The organism is Yersinia proxima, from assembly GCF_902170785.1.
GTDB lineage: Bacteria > Pseudomonadota > Gammaproteobacteria > Enterobacterales > Enterobacteriaceae > Yersinia > Yersinia proxima.
In genome coordinates this window covers 681,195-699,245 of the sequence record NZ_CABHYG010000004.1, presented here as the reverse complement: position 1 = coordinate 699,245, position 18,051 = coordinate 681,195, and the positions used below count along the sequence as shown (strand labels likewise).

Below are 18,051 nucleotides of genomic sequence, written 5' to 3'. Positions count from 1 at the left end.
GGGATTATTTATTATTAATAGTGAAATGCCGCCTTAATATAAGGACTAAGGCGGTATTATTATGATTATTTTGCTGGAATTGTTTGGAAGCGGGCTTATTTAGTTTGCTGAAAGTGGTTTGGAAATAGATCGGAACAGGTCGGGGATATTAATTGGGGTGTGTTAGAGTACGGGATCTGATTTCGGTTGATAGACGTTCTGTTATCACCTTACCTCTGCGGCCTCAACCGAGCAGGAGGGCAAGCCGGCCCTCCTGCACCTGCGGCTTGCGCGAAATATTACTGCTATTCGCAGTCCCCTACGGCAGCCGTTGGCCTTATCGAGCCAGCGCGAGTCGCGTCCTGCTCCAGCGCGCTTTTCGCCGGGGTAATTCGTCCCATCCCTGGGACTCACCCCTTCGGGGCCGCTGCTAGCAGCGTTCAAATCTGCTCCCGGTAGATTTGTCCATGCCCGCTCACTCTACCCTCCATCCTTGTCGGTAATATTCCTAATTGCGCTCAAGGTCAAAAGAGAAAATCAAAACCATTGTTTTGACCTTGAAGTTAAAAGCACATTTGAGCAGCCGAGTGAAGAATGAAGGTAGGACGCGAGGCATGGATGTCGAGCGAGGGCCGCTTGAGCATGGATGCGACAACACTGCGTAGCAGTTTTGAACAACGCTTGCGTTGGCCCGAAGGGTTGCCTCGAAGAGGCTATAATCGGCCCGATCCGTCAGCGAAATGATGAGTGAGGGAACCCACGCAGTGGGCAAGCGATACGTGCGTAAGCGCAGGGGTTCCAAGGGGGTTACGCGCTTGTAACCCCTTTGGCGGTTGGTTCATCGGAGGTAAGGTGAGCCGTGAAGCTCTAACAACCGAATTGATCACTAATCACTAATCACCACCATCAATATCACCGGTAAAGCGTCTGTGCCCACCTCGCCAACCCAGCGGTGACGGAGCCAAAATCATTACCACCCACTAATGGAATCCCCGGTAATTGCTGCTGTAATGCCGCGCGTAGTAGCGGGGAACGAGCGCTGCCGCCGGTCAGGTAAATTACATCCGGCGTGACGTGGCTGGTGGCGAGTGCCAGACTGACTTGCTCTTGAATGCGTTGCAGTGGCTGGGATATGGCTTCGGCGAGCTGTTGTTGGCTGATAGTTTGCCCCAACTCTGGTTGCACAAAATCCAGTGCCGCGGCGACCTGTTGCTGCTCGGACAGCGCAATTTTGCTCTCTTCTGCGGCTCGCACCAGGCGGTAACTTAAGCGCTGTTGATAGACTTTCAGTAAGCGCTCAACTTGCTGTGGATTGGCGGCATCACGGATCAAATCCCGCAGGAAACGGCCATTAACCGTGCTATAGAAATCGCTCTGAGCCGGAACATCATTGGTGGCAACAGCATTCCAGTAAGGTAATGACGGCATCGCAATCCCTTTTTCGGTTTCGCTGCCCATACCAAACAGTGGCATCAGTTGCTTGAATGCCAACATGATATCGAGGTCATTCCCTCCGACACGGCAACCACTGTGGCCCAGCAGACTTTGCTGGCGATCGGCCAGACCTTGCCATTTCGGCCCCATCAGCAGTACTGAACAGTCAGTGGTCCCGCCGCCGATATCTACTACCAACACGGTTTTCTCGCTCTTGAGTGTGGCTTCAAAATCCAACCCGGCGGCCACTGGTTCAAACTGGAAAGCGATATCGCGAAAACCAGCGCGTTGCGCGGCGCGCAGTAAAATACCTTCAGCTTGTTGGTTGGCTTCTTCACCGCCGGAACCCTGGAAGTTAACCGGGCGGCCAATCACTGTCTGGCTGATTTCAGCTGCCAATACCGATTCTGCCTGGCGCTTAATATGGAACATCATGGCGCAGACTAAATCCTCAAACAACGCCAACTGTTGCGGTTTTAATCCATTGGCACCCAGGAAAGATTTAGGCGATTTTACAAAGTAAACTTCTTCGGGATCTTCAATATAGTGGGCCAGCGCTGACAGGCCGAACATCAAGCTATCAGCTGTCACCGGAATATCTTCTTCGCGGTTGAACGCCATGGCGCGGCGTAACAGTTGCTGGTTTTCGTCACTGCCGGTTGGCACCTGCCAGTGGCGGTGCAAGCACTCACTCACGGCTTCGCGGGTCGGGGCGCACAGCATAGAGGGCAAATAGACGTCATTATTCTCCAGCACCAGCAATTCGGGAGCATCATCCCGCATCACGGCAACTGAGCAGTTTGCTGTGCCGTAGTCAAATCCAATGAACATAATTGCCCCCAGGCCAAATAAAGGGGGGCGACTTTACCTTAGAGTGAGCAACGGGGCAATCATCAAGTCGGGAGATTTGGTTATTTAATGGCGAAATAGCCGCTGTTAAGCACTTCAGATAAAGGTTCAGTGCGGCCAATCATTGTGCCGTCAGCTAAATCAACACCGATATCAATCAATTTACTCAAGGTTGGCGGCAGTTCTACCGGGCCTGCCAGTGTGGCGATATTCGCACGCTGTGCGGTGCCGTTGATAATGGATATCAGCACTTCGTCCATTTGATTAATATGAATATGGGCGATTAATTCGCTGTTAAATTTCAGGTAATCAATGCGGTGCTCTGCTAACAATTCAAAATCATTCAGATTATGGCCAAACTCTTTCACAATGAGCTTGCAGCCCAGTTGTTGCAGTTTGGCGAGGAAGTTACCAATCGCAAACGGATATTGCAGCAATGTGGACTCATCTATCATCCAGTACAAACTTTGTGGTGGCACCAGGGTCTGTTGCATCAATGTGAGCAGTGATTGGCGGAAATCCTCTTTGAGCAGCGCCAATTCTGATAGCGGGATCGCCAGCGCCAGCCCTTTCTGCTGGATTGCCTGGGCGTGAACAACTAACAATTGCTCGCATATCCAGCTATCGACTTTCGGCAGCAAGTTATACAACGTTGCCGCCTCCTCAAAGGCCGACTGACTGACGATGATATTGTCTGGCCGATTAATTTCGAAACTGACCTGATAGAAACACACTGATAACGGCGTTTTAGGTGGCGCGGTCGGGGTAACTTGTAGCAGCAGCTGATTCTCACTGAGAATACTTTCTACATCTTCCCGACTCAGTAATTCGTGCTGGCGAGCCAACAGCTGTTTTTGCCTTGGCTGATAGAGATAAACCTGACCACGTCCGCTGTGTTTGGCGGTATAACAGGCGATATCAGCCTGCGCCATGATTTCGCTGCGCTGACTGTTACTGCTGCTGATTTGCGTGACACCGGCACTGGCACCTATACGGTACAGCTTATTTTCCCAGTAGAAATGATAGCCATTGATCATGGATACCAGGCTTTGGGTGATAGCTTTGGCGTGAGGCAGGGTGCAATTGAGCATCAGTAAACCAAATTCGTCGCCTCCCAGCCGCGCAACACAATCGCTGTTGCGCAGATGTTGGCGCATTAATTGACTGAGTTCTTTGAGCAGCGCATCGCCAGCAGGGTGCCCGGCGGTGTCGTTAACCGTTTTGAAATAGTCCAGATCAAGGAAGGCCAACGCGTGCTGTTGGTCAAAATCGATGCTTTTCTGGATAGCGGCTTTCAGCTTATTTTCGAAATTGGCGCGATTTGGCAGGCCGGTAAGATTATCGTGAGAGGCGCTGTGGCTGAGCTTGCGCATCATTGCGCGCGACTCGCCGACATCCTGGAACACCAGAACCGCCCCAACAATGGTTCCCTCCAGTGTTTTCAGTGGCGCGACAGATTCCTGAATATCGTAATGTTGCCCATCACGATGATGCAATACCATCGACTCATTCAGTGAGGAATAAGGGCGCTGAGTGAGACAATGTTCTATCGGATTATCAATTTCCGGCCCATCGATACCATCAGTGAGCTTAATAATATGCTGTATGGGTTGGCCCAGTGCGATGGTATTTGCCCAACCGGTCATTTTCTCTGCGACCGGATTCATAAAGGTGATTTTCATTTCCTGATCAGTACACACTACCGCCTCGCCGATGGAATCGAGCGTGATATGTAACCGCTCTTTCTCTTCATGCAGCGCTTCAGTCAGATTTCTGATTTCGGTCATATCCAGCGTTGTACCAATCAGGCGCAGAATATTGCCATTTTTGTCGCAAATCATATTAGCCTGATTACGCAAATGGACGATCTCGCCATTGGGCAGCAATAGCCTGAACTCCAGCCGGTACGGCTGACGTTGAGTGAGGGCTGCACTGTATTCACGCTTCACGCGGTTGATATCTTCCGGGTGAATGTATTGCTGCCAAACCTTTTCATCAACGGGGGTATTGAGCGGGACATGATAAAGCTCATACATCCGTTTATCCCAACTGATCAGCTGCTTTTTGATATCCAATTCCCAGATACCGATCCCACCGGCTTCGTTTGCCAGCGTAATGCGCTCCATCAGACGGCGGTTAATTATCTCACTCTTTTTCAGATCATTAATATCTTCCACTTGCGAGATGTAATAGAGCGGCTGTTGCTCATGGTCTCGTACTACACTGACCACCAGCAGTGCCCACACCACCTCGCCATCACTGCGGATATAGCGTTTTTCCATCGAGTAACTGGGGATACGGCCATGATACAAATCATCAAGCAATTTCAGGTCGGCGGAGAGATCTTCCGGGTGAGTGATTTGTTGAAAGGTCAGGGTGAGTAAGGTTTCCTGACGATAATCCAGCAATTTACACAGTGCCTGGTTGACCTGCATCCATTTGCCTTCTGGCGAGACCAGTGCCATACCGATGGCTGAATATTCCATCGCATTGCGAAAGCGGTTTTCACTTTCAACGATATGCTCTTTCTCCATGCGGAAGGCGTGCATCACCATTGCCATAGCATGGGGTGGAATCAACACCATCAATAATGGAATAAAGGAAAACGCCTGTACTGACAGTTTGGTATCAGCCTGAAGGGTAAACAGGTTGAAATTGATCATCAGCGCAATCAGCAATGTGGCCAGAAAACAGATGGTAAAGGTTTCAAAACGCGGTAAGCGAATAGATACCCAAATCAATGCCATGATGATGAAAGTAAAGGGAAATGGCAGATATATCAGACCGATATAACAAGCAGATAGCGATACTATCATCATCCATGTCATGTCGAACAGGGCTTTGGTTTTGTTGGTTATATTAAAATAACCGCGGCGGTAAAGTAGCCCAACCGGCCCCAGCGCCAACATGCCGATGGCTTCGGACATAAACCACACTGTTAGCACTTGGGTAAAGCTGCCGTTTTGCGGCGCCAAGTACCACGCTGCTGCCAGCCCGCTCATCAGGGGGACAATGACCACGGTACAAATCGAGAATTTGAGCCAACTGAACAGGTTATTTAAAGGATCTTTAGGTTGGAGAAATTTGCGCAGTAGCCAGGCGCCCGCCGCTGCTTCTGCAAGATTTATCAATGTCAGCGGCAGCGGAAACCAACTGATTCCATATAAAATATAATTGGCGGCAACAATACATATTCCTGCTGATAATAATTGCCACGACCAATAGCGCATGGGGTGGTGGAATAGTGCCACCATCAATACTGCGGTTGGGAACCATAACGGAGCCAGGTTTTCTGATTGCTCAGAAAGGCGGATACAAAATAGTGCGAGCAAAAACACCACGATGCTGACGATAGCGATGTGCAGCAGAGTTTTATTGTCAGGAGCCGGTTTTTCAGCCGCGCTGAGATCCATATAACGCCTTATTTTGCTCGCAAACATGTTGATTATGATAGAAAAATCTACCATATAAAAATAGACCGTATTTGAAATACGGTCATATTTAGTAGTTTAGTATAGCTAAGCATGGATGGTTGCTATTTGTTGATCCCATGCTCAATTAATGATTTGTTTATTATCATAATCATTAAACTAAGAATAGGGTGGCGAGTCCCAGAAAAATAAAAAAGCCGCCAGTATCGGTGATAGCTGTGATCATGACACTGGAACCGATAGCTGGGTCACGACCTAAACGGGCCATGGTCATCGGGATAATGACCCCCATCAGTGCTGCCATTAATAAGTTAAGGATCATCGCCAACGTCATCACGCCGCCCATCGCCGGATCGTCATAGAGCAGATAGGTGACCACCCCCATAATCCCGCCCCAGATCAACCCATTGATCAGCGCGACACCTAACTCTCTGAACATCAGAAAAGTGACATTACCCTGCTGGATATGATGCAACGCCAGGGCGCGCACAATCATGGTGATGGTTTGATTGCCGGTGTTACCGCCAATACCGGCGACAATTGGCATCAATGCCGCCAATGCGACTAATTGTGAGATGGTATCTTCAAATAACCCGATGACCCTTGAGGCCACAAAGGCGGTACAAAGATTAATGGCCAGCCATGACCAACGAGTTCGAACAGCACGTCCCACCGGGGAAAATACATCTTCTTCCGGGCTTAAGCCCCCCATGCGCCTTAAGGTGGTGTCACTCTCTTCATTGACCACATCAACAATCTCTTCGATGGTCAAACGGCCCATTAGTTTGCCTTTGGCATCAATAACGGCGGCGCTGATCAAGTCATAACGTTCAAAGGCACCTGCGGCGTCTTCTGCTTTTTGCTCCGGTTGGAAAGTTGTCGGGTTGCTCTCCATCACCTGGAATACTTTGGTATCCGGTGCATTGAGGAGAATAGCAGTCAGAGGTAGTTCGCCCAGTAAGGTATTCTTGCGATCAATAACGAAGATCTTATCCGTAGCATCGGGGATATTCTTCCGATAACGCAAATAGCGCTGCACGGTGGCAAGGGTGACATCGGCCCGAACCGTCACCAGTTCGAAATCCATCATCTGGCCGACAGTATCACGGCCATATTGGATGACTTCCCGCACCCGGGCGCGTTGGTCCGGGTCCAGTGACGTGAGCAAGCGACCCATCAAGTTACGCGGCAGGTATTCAGCCAGATAAGCCTGTTCATCGACATGCAAGGTGCGCATCGCTTTTAACAGGTCTTTGTCGCTCATCTCTTTGATCAGTGTGTCCCACACTGTTTCAGAGACTTCGACCAGCGTTTGACCACGTTTCTCGTTTTTGACCAAGCGCCACAATGCCAAACGTTCATCGTTGGGCAAGGCTTCGAGTAAGTCGGCAAGGTCAGCTGCGTGGAGATCGTCGAGCAGCGTTTTGATTTCTAATGTTTGTTCAGCAAGTTGCTCATCACTGATTTTTTCCCTGTCTTCCTGACGGCCAAGAATGCCATCGACTAAGGCTTTATTATTTAATAGGAGAGATAGTATTCGATTGCGTATTTCTGCCAGTTTTTTCGCGTTATTTTTAGTGGTTTTTTTGGCCGCAGCAGAAAACGAAACCGGAATGATTGGTACTGGCATAATGTATGGTGTCCGTGTATATAAAACGAGCGCATGAGTACGAAAATCTAGGGGCTAACATCTGTCTCATGTGGGCCAGGAAGTTCACCGTCCACTGACAACTCAACTCGTTGTGCTTCACGTCGCTCCTGATGGTGAGAAATAGAGGCGATCCCTGCGAACAATAAGCGGCCAAATAGAATGAGAAAGCTCACCAGCAAGATTATTTTTGTTAGTTGGGTCGATGGCCGTCTCTTCATATGTCCCTTTACCCTTCGTTCTTGGAACCGCAGCGGCGTTAGCTGCATTCGTTCACCCGAATCACTGACTGATGTAAGCTCATCGGGACTCTCTTATTTGCTGCCTTGCCGCAATCCCAATGACTTTGGGTAATACCCTTCGTTCTTGGAACCGCAGCGGCGTTAGTTGCATTCGTTACTCGGCCCGTCCATGGGCCTCGCCTCTGCGAGGCCGCTGCAAGCAGCGTTCAAATCGGTTCCTGACCGATTTGTCACCCGAATCACTGACTAATGTAAGCTCATCGGGATTCTCTTAATTGCTGCCTTGCCGCAATTACTTATTCTGATTAGGCTTTGTCAGCCTCAGATTCGGCTTCTTCAGCTACTTCTTCTTCAATAATTAGCTTCCAGCCAACCACATCATCCCAATAAGCCTGTTCACGTTCAAAATCCAGTTGTACCAGGTTATTTTGTGCCAGGTAACCTGCAGGGAAACGTAATGTCCAATGGCTGTCATCGGTTATTAGCCGCAGCGTTTCCGGCGTGGTGGTCGACTGACGTTGATTATTCAATAAGGTGCTCAACCGCAATAATTGAATTAACGGCAAATAATACTTTTTCTTGAACAAATTCAAGCGTGGTAGCTCATCCAGTTTAATGGCTTTACGATGCATACGCACCAAGGTTGCCAGCAGCAATTGCTGCTCTTGATTGAAGCCGGGCAGGTTGGTATTTTGCAATATATAGGCAGAGTGGCGGTGCATCCCGCTGTGATTAATACTCAGCCCCACTTCGTGCAGCATGGCTGCCCAATTTAACAAGGCTTCCAGCTGCGGTTGCACCAGCTTGGTATTCTGTGCCATCCATTGAGCATAAAGTTGCTCGGTGGTTTCCAGTACCCGCCGGGCTTGCTCCCGGTCAATATTGTAGTGTTCGGCTAAACTTTTAGCTGTGCGCTGACGGATATCCTGATGACGGAAACGGCCTTCCATTTCATACAACACGCCTTCACGCAATGCACCATCAGACAGACGTAACTCTTTGATTGCCAATGCATCAAACACACCACACAAGATAGCCAACCCTGGCACAAATACCGATTGGCGATCTTCCGATAACCCCGGCAGGCTCAATGCAGAGAAGTGTTTGTATTGCAGCACTTGCTCAACCAGCATTTCGAGGCGTTCTGGGGTGATCAAGCCGTCTTTCTCGCCCATTTCCACCAATACTTCATAGGTGGCTTTGATAGTGCCAGAGGCACCCAGAGCATATTGCCAGCCCTGAATGCGGTATTGCCAGGCGAGATTTTCCAGCTTTTGCGCGGCAGCCAGACGGGCGCGTTTAAAGTTGGTCTTACTGATTTCGCCGTGTGGGAAAAATTGTTGTGCAAAACTGACACACCCCATACGGCGGCTTTCGACCAGTAAAGGTTCAAAATCTTCGCCAATCACCAACTCGGTTGAACCACCACCGATATCAATCACCAGTTTGCGGCCTTTCTCCGGCTGGGTATGTTCGACCCCCATGAAAATCAGACGCGCTTCTTCCTGACCCGAAATAATTTCGATCGGATAAGGAATGACCTCGGCGGCGCGCTTGAGGAAAGTCTCTGCATTCGCCGCTTGTCGCAGTGAATGCGTCCCCACGATGCAGACATTATCTGGTGAGAAACCTTGCAAACGTTCTGCAAACAGAGCCAGGCAAGCCAGACCCCGCTCAATGGCTTCTTCGCTAAGCATATTATTGCTATCCAGACCATCAGCCAGGTGCACGCGCTGCTTCAGGCGCCCTAAAACCTGCAACGCGCCGTTGACGACGCGGGCAATGACCATATGAAAACTGTTAGATCCCAGGTCGATAGCAGCAATTTCTTGCGGTTTCGAGGTAATTGAATTGTTGGTTAGCGGCATAGTTTTAGCTCGATGCGTCTGGTTGTTCCAGCGCTTTTAAATAATCATAGATGGCAATCTGTGCACGTACTTTGCGCCTATTTCCACGCGGTACATAACGATTACTCAGTTCTTTATCAATATAACGGGCTTTTACCGTGTCGTTGAATAACAGCTCTAAAATATCCAGCACCCGCTGCTTTAACCTCGGGTCCAGTAATGAGACTGCTACCTCAATACGATAATCAATGTTACGGGTCATCCAGTCAGCGGAAGATAGATAGACCAGTTTGTCGCCTTTATTCTCAAAAACGTACACCCGGTCGTGCTCTAAGAAGCGGTCAACAATACTGGTGACCTGAATATTATCGCTGATCCCCGGCAAATTAGGGATTAATGAGCACATCCCCCGCACCAGTAACCGGATCTTTACCCCCGCACTGGAGGCGCTATATAACCTATCTACCAGGCCTTTATCCACTAAATTATTTATCTTCAGGGTAATACCGGCGCTTTCGCCCGCCTGAGCATGAATAATTTCCTGATCGATCAATTGATATAACATCAAGCGCGAGTTCTGCGGTGACACCATCAAATTATCGAACTTAACCGGGCGGTAAGGATTTTCAATAAAATTAAATACCCGCCGCACTTCATTGGTAATACGCGCATCTGCCGTCAGTAAAGAGTAGTCGGTATAAATACGTGCTGTTTTCTCGTTAAAGTTACCGGTGCCAATATGAGCATAACGCACGATCTCTTCGCCTTCTAGACGAGAGATTAGGAATAATTTGGCATGAATTTTCAGCCCCGGAGCGGAGAAAATAACATGCACGCCAGCGGCAGTCAGACTTTTGGCCCAATGAATATTGGCTTCTTCATCAAAACGCGCCTGTAATTCCACCACCACCGTCACTTTCTTACCATTATGAGCAGCATGAATCATTGATTCGATTATGCGCGAATCTTTGGCCACGCGGTAAATATTGATTTTAATCGCCAACACGCTGGGATCGAATGACGCCTGACGCAGCAACTCCAATACGTGTTCGAAGGTATGATAAGGGTAATACAGCAAGACATCTTGCTCGCGAATAGCATCAAAACCATTGCGGAATTTATCAAACCAAATATGGCGCAGGCGTGGCATAGGTTTGTTAACCAGATTGCTTTTGCCGACATTAGGGAAGTTGATGAAGTCTTTGAAATTATGATAACGACCGCCAGCAATAACTGAGTCATCATTCGAGATACCCAGTTTCTCGCGCAGTAATTCCACCATTTCATCTGGCATATCGCGTTGATAAACAAAACGTACCGGTTCAGCGGTCAGACGCTGTTTTAGGCTTGATGACATTAATTCCAGCAGACTGGATTCCATTTCAGTGACCAAATCATATTCCGCGTCGCGGGTCATCTTCATGGAGTAAGCATTCAACGCGTCGTAATCAAAAAAGCCTTTAAATATTTCATCAAGACAATATCTAAGAATATTATCAAGTAATATCATTGGCTTGCGACGGCGCGGTGCTTCTGGCGGTAAATTGACGAAGCGCGGTACTTTATCTGAAGGTATTTCTAACAGCGCATAGGCTATTTCCTGACCACGGATAATTTCCACTGCCAGATAGGTGTAATCATCTTTTAAGAATTGCACCAGATTAGTATCGTGGTTAATCAGGATCGGCGTGATGTGTTGGCGCAGATGCTGCTTAAAATATTGCTTTAACCAGATTTGCTGATTCTCGGAGATTTGCCGCTCATTAATCAGGAAGATTTGATTACGCGCCATTTCCAGCAATAGATCATTATAAAGCCCGTCAAATTCTTGATCGGCTTTCACCACTTTGCTTTGGATTTTTTTCAGCAAATGTCGGGAGGTGACGGCAGAGCCTTGTTCCTCGTTAATTAAAATGCGCCGTTTCAGATCAGCGAAACGGACTTTATAAAATTCATCAAGATTGTTGGAGTAAATGCCAAGAAATCGCATCCGCTCGATAAGTGGATTGCTCTTATCCGCCGCTTCCTGCAATACCCGTTCATTAAAAGATAACCAACTGAGTTCTTTTTCGGTGTAGAGCTTTTCCTGACCCATTGCAACTCCAGTAAGATTATTGTGGGAGTATTTAGTGTCCTCAATCATTATTGCGAAAGATTGACAAGAAAGTCCAACAGATATCATTAGTTAACGTTGCCAAACTTTCATCACAAACATTGTCATGCAAACGCCACAAAACTGACATAAGATGCTCGGTCATCTGGCGGTATATCTATTATAGATAGGCGTTTAGATTGGCAACATAGACCGGATATAGCGCAAGAGTAGGGGTAAGCAAGATTATGCAGCAAGCGGGCGTAGTAACACCATCAGGGAGAGATAAGCGCCGGGCTGTCATTGAACGTCTGGTGCGTATGTTGGTGACGGGCAGTGGCCTGCTGGTTTTGCTGACCTTAATGTTGATTTTCGTCTATTTATTGTACGCCGTTCTGCCCCTGTTTAAGCCCGCGTCCATCAATTTGCATAATCAGTTCGCTGTGAATCGCAGTGCGCCGACTATAGCTATGGGGACGGATGCCCAAGGGCTGGTGGGATACCGCATTGATGATAAGGGCAGAGGTTATTTCATTCGGCTGGATAAACAGGGTGAATCTCCTGCGGGGAGTTTGATTAGTGAACAGCAACTATCGCCCCCACCAGTGTCAATCAGCCGTGCTGCGGGTAGTCAATCTTTGTATGGCATTGGCCTGAGCAATGGTCGTTTTATGCTGCTGCAACCTGATTTTTCAGCAACGCCACCACGCTGGCAATTTCCACTGGGTGAGCAACCGCGTTTTCTGGATTTGACAGGCCAAAAACTGAGCCATTTGGTGCTGGCTGAACCGCAGCCACAACATTTTTCTATTGCCGCCACTACCGCAGATGGTCGTCTGATGGCTGGAGTATTTACAACTGAAGTGCAGCAGATCACCGAACTGACGGATGTCCCCAAGGCCATTGACCAACTGTTATTGGCACCCGATGGGCGTCTGCTCTATCTGTTATCCGGCCATCAGGCGTATATCTATCAAGTTGGCGCTGAACTGACATTACGAGAAGTGGTTCCTTTGCAAGATGACAAACATCTGTCGGAAGGGGCGTTACACCTTTCTCTATTAGCGGGCGGAAAATCACTGTTGGTTCAATCGCCGGACGGTGTCGTCACGCAATGGTTTGATGTACCTAAAGGGCCAGATAACCAATATCATTTGACGCGAATTCGCAGCTTTACGCCCGCAGGTAAGGGCTTACTAACCACTGAAAACGCGCGGCGAGTATTTGCTTCATTATCACCACAAGGTGAGCTATCACTGTTCTCGAGTATCCAGTCAGCACCGCTATTACAACATAAACTGGTGGCGGGAATGACTCATGCCGCATTCTCCCCCTGGGGCGATAACCTGCTGGTCGAGAATGCTGCCGGTTGGACTACCTATCAATTAGACAATCGCTATCCTGACATCAATTGGCGCAGCTTATGGCAGCGGGTGTGGTATGAGAACTATCCCGAACCGGCCTATGTTTGGCAGTCAAGTTCGGCACAAGAGAGCTATCAAGCCAAATTCAGTCTGATCCCCATTATTTTCGGCACCTTAAAGGCGGCGGGCTACGCCATGTTATTTGCTATGCCGCTGGCATTGGCTGGTGCCATTTATACTGCTTATTTTATGTCGGCGGGCCTAAGGCGAATAGTTAAACCGACGATTGAGATGATGGGTGCCTTTCCGACGGTGGTGATCGGTTTGATTGCCGGTATTTGGCTGGCTCCGGTTATCGAACAGTACTTGACCGGTATTTTATTGTTGCCCCCCTTGCTGGCATTGACGATTTTATTGTGTGGCTGGGGTAGCGCTCGATTGGCGGCAAAAGCGCCACGCCAGTTGCCTGCGGGCTGGGATGTCATTATTTTGCTGCCGGTCATTCTATTGACTGGCTGGCTGGCACTTTGGTTGGGGCCAAAACTGGCGATAGGGGTGCTGGGAGTGCCGTTGCATGAATGGTTGGGGGATAACTATGACCAGCGCAATGCTTTAGTGGTGGGGGTTGCCATGGGCTTTGCCCTGATCCCGGTCATTTTCTCGCTGGCCGAAGATGCACTGTTTAGCGTGCCACCATCACTGAGTCAGGGTTCTTTGGCTCTGGGGGCTACACAGTGGCAAACCCTGATTCGTGTAGTGCTGCCTTCCGCTTATGCCGGTATTTTTTCCGCATTAATGATTGGTTTTGGCCGCGCAGTAGGGGAAACCATGATTGTATTGATGGCGACCGGAAATACGCCGATTATCGATGGCAGTATTTTCCAGGGATTACGGGCGATGGCCGCTAATATTGCTATAGAAATGCCGGAGGCGGTGATGGGCAGTGGCCATTATCGGGTGCTGTTCTTGACGGCATTAGTGCTGTTTTGTTTCACGTTTTTAGTCAATACACTCGCGGAGTCCATTCGCTTGCGGTTACGTGAACGCTATCAAATGGAGCAGATTGTCTGATGGCTGGCTTTACCAAAAAATGGTTTGCTTCCGGCTCGCCGTGGATCTGGCTGACGGCTGGGGCGGTGAGTATCAGCTTGTTGGCCTTGCTGGGTGTGGTTTTATTGCTGGCGGGGCAGGGGATGCGTTATTTTTGGCCTAGCCCGGTTTACCTGTTTGAACTCAAACAAACCGCCGCAGGCCCCGTCAGGGTGATTGGTGAAATTTATCAGGAGCAGTCCCTCCCACGTGAACAATTAGAGCAAGCGGGTATTATGTTACCGCCAGAAGCGGGTGAAACTGTGACCCGTTACCTGATTAAAACCGGTAATCGTGAGGTACAGGGGCAAGATTTTCATCGGCTGCTGGACACCGATATTCAACAGCGCAGCCAGCCCAAAGATGTGTTGGTGTTAGAAAGGCAAATCAATGGTACGGCATATGGTTTTCTGGCTGGAATGCTGGATAACGACCAGCCGCTCGTGGGCGATAATTTAGCTCAGGAACTGCAAAAGCGGATTCCGGTAATACAGGCGCTGGTAAGGCAGTCCCAAGATATCCAGTTCCGTCAGATGAACATGCTGAATCAACAGTTCGAAACATTGCGGTTACAGAAAAAACGTCTGCAAATGAGCGGTGATTTTGATGGCAAAGCGCAAGACCGCATAGAAGCCGAGTGGGGCGAACTCCAGCGCAGCCATCAGGCGATGATGGAAAAATTACGCGGCTTGCAAAGCGACCAAAGCCGTTACACTCTGCTATTGCGCGATATGAATGGGCAAGTTCATGCACTACCACTGAGCCAAATCAACCGTGCCTGGTATCCCAATGATATGAACTTTTGGCAGAAACTACGCCATTTTGCAGTACAAACACATAAGTTTCTGACCGATAACCCGCGCAACGCTAATACTGAGGGGGGAGTGTTCCCAGCTATTTTTGGCACAGTACTGATGGTGATTTTGATGTCTATTGTGGTCATGCCATTGGGAGTGATTGCAGCGGTTTACTTACATGAATATGCAGGGAAAAACTGGCTTACTCGGATGATTCGTATTTCCGTAGTGAATTTAGCTGGTGTGCCTTCCATTGTTTATGGGGTGTTTGGTCTTGGTTTCTTTGTCTATTTTATCGGTGGTTCACTGGATAAACTGTTTTATCCCGAGGCCTTGCCTAACCCGACATTCGGTACGCCGGGCGTGCTCTGGGCGGCATTAACGCTGGCTTTATTGACATTGCCGGTGGTGATTGTTGCCACCGAAGAAGGGTTATCACGCATTCCGGCCAGCTTACGGCAAGGCTCATTGGCACTGGGGGCGAGTAAAGCTGAGACGCTGTGGCATATTGTGTTACCAATGGCTGCTCCCGCGATGATAACCGGGCTGATTTTAGCGGTAGCACGGGCCGCAGGGGAAACGGCACCATTGATGTTGGTGGGGGTGGTGAAATCAGCGCCACTATTACCAGTAGACGGTGTTTTCCCATTCCTGCATTTAGAACGTAAATTTATGCATTTAAGTTTCCAGATATACGATATGGCATTCCAAAGCCCCAATGTAGAATCTGCCCGGCCATTAGTCTTTGCCACTGCGCTACTGCTGGTGATTATTGTGGTAGGCCTTAATTTAGCGGCTATTGGTATTCGCCATCATCTGCGCGAAAAATACCGTGGTTTAATGCTGTGACTGAACTTTTTAACCCGCAGGATGAGATATGGGACTTTTGATGCCGGATTCGCTGCCGCTATTGGATGTGCAGCAATTGACCCCCGAGCAAACTGCATTAGCGGTCGAAAAGCTCAATTTATTTTATGGCGATAAACAGGTGCTGCATGATATTTCCTTTCATATCCCCAGGCACCGTGTTACTGCGCTAATTGGCCCCTCCGGTTGTGGCAAATCAACCTTATTGCGCTGCTTTAATCGCATGAATGATTTGTTGGATAACTGCCGCCTTGAGGGCCAAATTTGTTTGGGTAACCAAATCATTACCGAGAAAACCACCGATGTGGCGGCATTGCGTCGGCGGGTCGGCATGGTCTTCCAACGGCCGAATCCCTTCCCAAAATCTATTTATGAGAATGTGGTTTATGGCCTGCGTTTGCAGGGAATTCGTGACAGAAGGGTGCTGGATGATGCCGTCGAGCGCTCATTACGCGCTGCTGCTTTGTGGCATGAAGTTAAAGACCGGTTGCGCGAAAATGCCTTTCGTCTCTCCAGTGGTCAACAGCAGCGCTTAGTGATAGCCCGGGCTATTGCGATTGAGCCGGAAGTGCTATTGCTCGATGAGCCAACCTCGGCGTTAGATCCTATTTCTACATTAACTATCGAAGAGTTAATTACCGAATTAAAACAGCAGTATACCGTGGTGTTAGTGACACATAATATGCAGCAGGCGGCCAGGGTTTCAGATTACACCGCATTTATCCATCAGGGGACACTGGTGGAATATAACGCTACCGATGCATTGTTCACCTCACCGCATCAACGACGTACGGAAGATTATATTACCGGCCGCTATGGTTGATGGCATTTGGATTAAATTGACGCTGAAGCGGTTTGGATTGCTGCAGCGCCAATGACCTGATTATCGGTTAAGCACTCTTTATCGATGGTGTCTTATATTTCGCCAAATATTGCGGCTGGAAAATACACATACGGATCACTGTGCGATATTCACCATTGATAAAGAACTCCTGTTTTAATTCACCTTCGATTTCAAAGCCTAACTTTGTATAAATATGAATGGCTTTCTCATTTTCTTTATCCACAATCAAATACAGTTTGTACAGATTCAGGACAGAAAAACCGTATTCCATTGCCAGTCGCGCAGCCGAACCGGCAAAACCTTTACCTTGATGGGCCGGGTCGATAATAATCTGAAACTCAGCACGACGGTGAATATGATTAATTTCGACTAGCTCAACCAGACCTACTTTGGTGCCCTGGCTTTCTATAATAAAGCGGCGCTCGCTCTGATCATGGATATGTTTATCATACAGATCAGACAGTTCGACAAAGGCCTCATAAGGCTCTTCAAACCAGTAGCGCATCACGCTGGCATTATTATCTAACTGATGGACAAACGGCAGATCATCCCGTTCCAATGGGCGTAACCGGACGCTGCTAGTGCTGGACATGCTTATTCCTCATATAGGACAGCGGCTGCTGCCGTAAAAATTATACTATTGAGTTGAGGTGTTCGCACAGAGGAAATAAAAAAGGCGCTCACCTTAAAATGGCAGCGCCTTTAATCAATATTCATTAACTTGTTTCACTCAGCTGCATAACCTTGTGCGGGTAAGCGTTTATCATCCAGCCAGGCAGCATTATCACGCATTGCCAGACGGCCATCAGTAAACCAGCCGACCACTAACGGGTAAATGCTGTGCTCTTGAGTTTGCACTCTCAAAATCACATCCGCTTCGTTATCATCACTGAAAATAGGGACTTTGGCTTGCAGGATGACCGGGCCGCCATCCAGTTCTTCAGTCACAAAATGTACCGAAGTACCGTGTTCCTGGTCGCCGTTTTCCAATGCTTGACGATGGGTATGCAAGCCGGGATATTTCGGCAGTAAGGAAGGATGAATATTCAACATCCGGCCAGCATAATGCTGAACAAATTCCGGACTGAGAATGCGCATATAACCCGCTAGCACCAGCAAATCAGGTTGATACTGATCAATGGCTTGCGCTAATGCTAAATCAAAACTGGCACGATCGGCATAAGCCTTGGCATCCAGGGAGTGATGAGCAATACCTGCCAGTTCAGCTCGCTCCAGCCCATAAGCATCAGGATTATTACTGAAAACAGCACTAATCTCGCCTGAAATGCGCCCTTGTTGTTGGGCGTCTATCAGTGCCTGTAAATTACTGCCTTGGCCGGAGACCAATACCACTATCTTTTTCATAATACCCTTCGTACTTGAAGTTGCAGGGGTGTTGGCTGCGCGCGTTACTCGGCCCGTCCATGGGCCTCGCCTCTGCGAGGCCGCTGCAAACAGCGTTCAAATCGGTTCCTGACCGATTTGTCACCCGAATCACTTACTTGTGTAAGCTCATCGGGGTTCTCTTGCTTGCCGCCTACCTGCAACACCAATTACTTTGGGTAAGA

At 48.7% G+C, this 18,051-nt stretch carries 12 protein-coding genes; 4 read left to right on the top strand and 8 right to left on the bottom strand.

Annotated elements, in window-relative coordinates; translation table 11 throughout:
- Positions 1-573 precede the first annotated feature (573 nt).
- Entirely contained in the window at positions 574-723 is a 150-nt protein-coding gene (locus FTB31_RS05220) for a hypothetical protein (protein WP_175627961.1), read from the top strand.
- Positions 724-891: 168 nt separating this feature from the next.
- Here FTB31_RS05220 and yegD read toward each other — a convergent pair whose 3' ends face one another.
- The 6 genes from yegD to ppk1 form a co-directional block, all read right to left on the bottom strand.
- Positions 892-2,244: a molecular chaperone gene (gene yegD, locus FTB31_RS05215; RefSeq protein ID WP_050076329.1), complete on the bottom strand. Its 1,353-nt coding sequence runs from the start codon at positions 2,242-2,244 to the stop codon at positions 892-894.
- 80 nt (positions 2,245-2,324) lie between these two features.
- The gene (locus tag FTB31_RS05210) at positions 2,325-5,675 is read right to left on the bottom strand and encodes a diguanylate cyclase (RefSeq protein WP_227728316.1); all 3,351 of its coding nucleotides are present in this window, start codon (positions 5,673-5,675) and stop codon (positions 2,325-2,327) included.
- A gap of 172 nt (positions 5,676-5,847) precedes the next feature.
- Positions 5,848-7,323 carry a magnesium transporter gene (gene mgtE / locus FTB31_RS05205; RefSeq protein WP_227719486.1) on the bottom strand — a complete coding sequence of 492 codons (1,476 nt, stop codon included), beginning with the start codon at positions 7,321-7,323 and terminating at the stop codon, positions 5,848-5,850.
- A gap of 47 nt (positions 7,324-7,370) precedes the next feature.
- A complete protein-coding gene (locus FTB31_RS05200; RefSeq protein ID WP_011815811.1) occupies positions 7,371-7,562 on the bottom strand; it encodes a YfgG family protein in 192 nt (63 codons plus the stop codon).
- 326 nt (positions 7,563-7,888) lie between these two features.
- Positions 7,889-9,451, bottom strand: coding sequence for an exopolyphosphatase (gene ppx, locus FTB31_RS05195; RefSeq protein ID WP_050076326.1), 1,563 nt, complete (start codon positions 9,449-9,451; stop codon positions 7,889-7,891).
- 4 nt (positions 9,452-9,455) lie between these two features.
- Entirely contained in the window at positions 9,456-11,525 is a 2,070-nt protein-coding gene (ppk1, locus tag FTB31_RS05190; RefSeq protein WP_050076325.1) for a polyphosphate kinase 1, read from the bottom strand.
- A 245-nt stretch (positions 11,526-11,770) separates the two neighbouring features.
- On the opposite strand from ppk1, the gene FTB31_RS05185 reads away from it, so the two are divergent.
- From FTB31_RS05185 to pstB, 3 genes are read left to right on the top strand one after another with little or no spacing between them, the layout of a single operon-like run.
- Positions 11,771-13,957, top strand: coding sequence for an ABC transporter permease subunit (locus FTB31_RS05185; RefSeq protein WP_227721977.1), 2,187 nt, complete (start codon positions 11,771-11,773; stop codon positions 13,955-13,957).
- Complete coding sequence (pstA, locus tag FTB31_RS05180) at positions 13,957-15,621, top strand: phosphate ABC transporter permease PstA (protein WP_050076322.1); 1,665 nt, start codon at positions 13,957-13,959, stop codon at positions 15,619-15,621. The genes FTB31_RS05185 and pstA overlap by 1 nt, the downstream gene beginning before the upstream one ends.
- 28 nt (positions 15,622-15,649) lie before the next feature.
- Positions 15,650-16,462, top strand: a complete 813-nt coding sequence (gene pstB, locus FTB31_RS05175) for a phosphate ABC transporter ATP-binding protein PstB (RefSeq protein WP_077173764.1) — start codon at positions 15,650-15,652, stop codon at positions 16,460-16,462.
- Between the two features lie 67 nt (positions 16,463-16,529).
- On the opposite strand, the gene speG is transcribed toward pstB, so the two are convergent.
- Together speG and purN are read right to left on the bottom strand one after the other, a co-directional pair.
- Entirely contained in the window at positions 16,530-17,075 is a 546-nt protein-coding gene (gene speG / locus FTB31_RS05170; RefSeq protein ID WP_050076319.1) for a spermidine N1-acetyltransferase, read from the bottom strand.
- Positions 17,076-17,209: 134 nt separating this feature from the next.
- Entirely contained in the window at positions 17,210-17,848 is a 639-nt protein-coding gene (gene purN / locus FTB31_RS05165) for a phosphoribosylglycinamide formyltransferase (protein WP_227731175.1), read from the bottom strand.
- Between the last annotated feature and the right edge of the window lie 203 nt (positions 17,849-18,051).

Bases quoted from the DNA above. Each gene is read 5' to 3' on its own strand.
- FTB31_RS05220 (WP_175627961.1), top strand. From the start codon at position 574: ATGAAGGTAGGACGCGAGGCATGGATGTCGAGCGAGGGCCGCTTGAGC.
- yegD (WP_050076329.1), bottom strand. From the start codon at position 2,244: ATGTTCATTGGATTTGACTACGGCACAGCAAACTGCTCAGTTGCCGTG.
- FTB31_RS05210 (WP_227728316.1), bottom strand. From the start codon at position 5,675: ATGGATCTCAGCGCGGCTGAAAAACCGGCTCCTGACAATAAAACTCTG.
- mgtE (WP_227719486.1), bottom strand. From the start codon at position 7,323: ATGCCAGTACCAATCATTCCGGTTTCGTTTTCTGCTGCGGCCAAAAAA.
- FTB31_RS05200 (WP_011815811.1), bottom strand. From the start codon at position 7,562: ATGAAGAGACGGCCATCGACCCAACTAACAAAAATAATCTTGCTGGTG.
- ppx (WP_050076326.1), bottom strand. From the start codon at position 9,451: ATGCCGCTAACCAACAATTCAATTACCTCGAAACCGCAAGAAATTGCT.
- ppk1 (WP_050076325.1), bottom strand. From the start codon at position 11,525: ATGGGTCAGGAAAAGCTCTACACCGAAAAAGAACTCAGTTGGTTATCT.
- FTB31_RS05185 (WP_227721977.1), top strand. From the start codon at position 11,771: ATGCAGCAAGCGGGCGTAGTAACACCATCAGGGAGAGATAAGCGCCGG.
- pstA (WP_050076322.1), top strand. From the start codon at position 13,957: ATGGCTGGCTTTACCAAAAAATGGTTTGCTTCCGGCTCGCCGTGGATC.
- pstB (WP_077173764.1), top strand. From the start codon at position 15,650: ATGGGACTTTTGATGCCGGATTCGCTGCCGCTATTGGATGTGCAGCAA.
- speG (WP_050076319.1), bottom strand. From the start codon at position 17,075: ATGTCCAGCACTAGCAGCGTCCGGTTACGCCCATTGGAACGGGATGAT.
- purN (WP_227731175.1), bottom strand. From the start codon at position 17,848: ATGAAAAAGATAGTGGTATTGGTCTCCGGCCAAGGCAGTAATTTACAG.